Here is a 2881-nt window from a genome sequence, read left to right as displayed (position 1 = left end):
GGGCGGCCACCACCGACACCGTCGACGACGCGGCGCTACTGCACCGGGTCCTGCAGGACGAGGGTGCCCGCCGCTGGCAGATCGAACTGACGGAGGCTCCGCTGCTGGGCGCCGTGCACGAGTTCAGAGCGGAGAGCTGAGGGCGTCCGGACTCAGCTCTCGACCCGGTCGCCGAGGCGCTGGCGGATCCCGCGGGCGATCCCCTCCGCGGTCAACCCGGCGTCGGCGAGGATCTCACCGCGGGAGGCGTGGTCGAGGAACTCCTGGGGTATCCCCAGGGCGAGTCGGTCCACCCTTACCCCGGCGCGCTCCAGACTCGCCGAGACCGCCGACCCGACGCCACCGTGGAGCCCGTTGTCCTCGACGGTCACCACGAGCTGTCGACCCCGCGCGGAGTCGACGACCGAGTGCGGGACCGGATAGACCCATCGCGGATCGACCACGTCGACAGTGACACCGGCGGTCTCGAGTTCCCGGGCCGCGGCAAGCGACGGCGCGACCATCGACCCGACGGCGACGACGAGGACGTCGGCGTCGCCGGACCCGTGCACCCGGTCGACGCCGTCGGTACTGGTCTCCAGTGCCGGGACGGGTTCACCGACCGAACCCTTGGGAAAGCGCACGACGGTCGGCCCGTCGGTCACCTCGACGGCCTCGCGGAGCTCCGCGCGCAGGGTCTCGGCGTCGCGCGGTGCGGCCACCCGGACCCCGGGGACGATCCCCGTCAACGACAGGTCCCACATCCCGTTGTGACTGGCGCCGTCGGGGCCGGTCACCCCGGAGCGGTCGAGCACCAGGGTGACCGGCTGCCCGAGGAGCGCGACGTCCATGAGCAGCTGGTCGAACGCACGGTTGAGGAAGGTGGAGTACACGGCCACCACCGGGTGCATCCCCCCGAGCGCCAGTCCGGCGGCCGAGGCCACGGCGTGCTGCTCGGCGATGCCCACGTCGAACATGCGGTCCGGGAAACGCTCACCGAACGCCGTCAGTCCGGTCGGCCCGGCCATGGCCGCGGTGATGGCCACGACGTCGTCCCGTTCGGCACCGATCACGCACAGTTCGGCGGAGAAGACCGACGTCCAGTCGACCGCGGACGACTCCGAGAGCGGTCGGCCGGTGTCGGGGTCGATGACCCCGGTCGCGTGCATGAGGTCGGCGACGTTGTTCTCCGCGTGGACGTACCCCATGCCCTTGCGTGTGACCACGTGGACCACCACCGGGCCGCCGAAGTCCTTGGCCAGCCGCAGCGCGGCCTCGGTGGCGGCCAGGTTGTGTCCGTCCACCGGCCCCATGTACTTCAGTCCCAGGTCGGCGAACAGCTCCTGCGGCGACACCACGTCCTTCAGGCCTGTCTTGATCCCGTGCAGGATCGAGTACACGGCCTTGCCGACGACGTCCTTGCGCGCGCCCAGGGTGCGCTTGGTGTGGTCCATCGCCTTCTCGTAGGCGGGCTGTAGTCTCAGGACCCCGAGTCGTTCGGCCAGGCCTCCGATCGTGGGGGAATACGATCGTCCGTTGTCGTTGACGACGATCACCATGGGCCGGTCTTTGCCGGCCGCGATGTTGTTGAGCGCCTCCCAGGCCATCCCGCCGGTCATCGCGCCGTCGCCGATCACGGCCACGACGGTGCGGTCGGTCTCCCCGCGCAGGGAATACGCCTTGGCGAGACCGTCGGCGTAGGACAGCGACGAGGTGGCGTGCGAGGACTCGACCACGTCGTGTTCGCTCTCCGCGCGGCACGGGTACCCCGACAATCCGCCCCGGGTGCGGAGTCCGTCGAACAGGTCACGCCGACCGGTGACGATCTTGTGGACGTACGACTGGTGCCCGGTGTCGAAGACGATGGGGTCCCGGGGGGAGTCGAAGACCCGGTGCAGGGCGATCGTCAACTCGACCACACCGAGGTTGGGTCCGAGGTGCCCGCCGGTGGCGGAGACCTTCCTGATGAGGAACTCCCTGATCTCGCCGCAGAGCCGGACCAGCTCGTCGGGTCCGAGTGCACGGAGGTCGGAGGGGCCGTTCACCTGATCGAGCACACTCATTGCCGTCGACTGCCCCTTCCCTGGCCGCACCCCTCAGGGTCGAACCAACAGTCTACGGGCAATCGGCGCGAGACCCCGCCGGCGCCTCGGCCGGTCGAGGTGCGCCACAGGGTCGGGTCAGCGCGCGCGGGGGGAATCGAGGACGGCGAGACCCTCCACGTGGTGCGTCGCGGGGAACGCGGCCACCCCCCGCAGGTCCGTCAGCGTCCAGCCGGCCGTCACCAGGACCCCGACGTCGCGGGCCAGACTCGCCGGGTCGCACCCCACGTGGATGATCCGCGACGCCGTTCCGCCCGCGAGCGCGGTCATCACGTCGATCCCCGCACCACCCCTCGGCGGGTCCAGGATCACGAGATCGGGCTCACCGTTCCGGTCGGTCCCACCGACCGTCCGGTCGAGGAACGTCTCGACCCGCGCAGCCACCGGGACGACCCCCGGGCCGACGTCGAGGGCGGTCCCCACCGCGTCGAGAGACGGACGTGCGGATTCGACGATGGTCAGCTGCGCGCGAGGGGCGACGTCGAGCACCGCCGCGGAGAACAGGCCCGCCCCCCCGTAGAGATCCCAGACCACCGGCTCCGCCGGTAACCCCGCGGTGGCGGACACCGCGCGGCGGACGAGATCGGAGTAGTGCACGGCAGCGGATCTGTGCGACTGCCAGAATGCGTCGACCGGTAGCCGCCAGGTGTGCTCGCCGACCCGTCGGGTGACGGTGGGGGGACCCATCACGGGCTCCCATGCCCCGGCGCGGGAGGACCGGGCCCGCGCCCGGGTCGCCGCACCCCTCCGGGACCCGCGATCGCGCCCCCGTGTCGCCGGTTCGGTGACCGGTCGGTGAG

General features: G+C 71.4%; 2 protein-coding genes. Both read right to left on the bottom strand.

Translation table 11 applies throughout. The features are described from left to right. Positions 1-152: 152 nt before the first annotated feature. The gene (gene dxs, locus G6018_RS05130) at positions 153-2042 is read right to left on the bottom strand and encodes a 1-deoxy-D-xylulose-5-phosphate synthase (RefSeq protein ID WP_182638978.1); all 1890 of its coding nucleotides are present in this window, start codon (positions 2040-2042) and stop codon (positions 153-155) included. 117 nt (positions 2043-2159) lie between these two features. Beyond that, the gene (locus tag G6018_RS05125; RefSeq protein WP_182610765.1) at positions 2160-2768 is read right to left on the bottom strand and encodes a hypothetical protein; all 609 of its coding nucleotides are present in this window, start codon (positions 2766-2768) and stop codon (positions 2160-2162) included. Positions 2769-2881 lie beyond the last annotated feature (113 nt).

This window comes from Dietzia sp. DQ11-44 (assembly GCF_014145205.1).
Taxonomy (GTDB): domain Bacteria; phylum Actinomycetota; class Actinomycetes; order Mycobacteriales; family Mycobacteriaceae; genus Dietzia; species Dietzia natronolimnaea.
The sequence above is the reverse complement of the archived record's forward strand: the minus strand, read 5'-3'. Positions and strand labels throughout refer to the sequence as shown.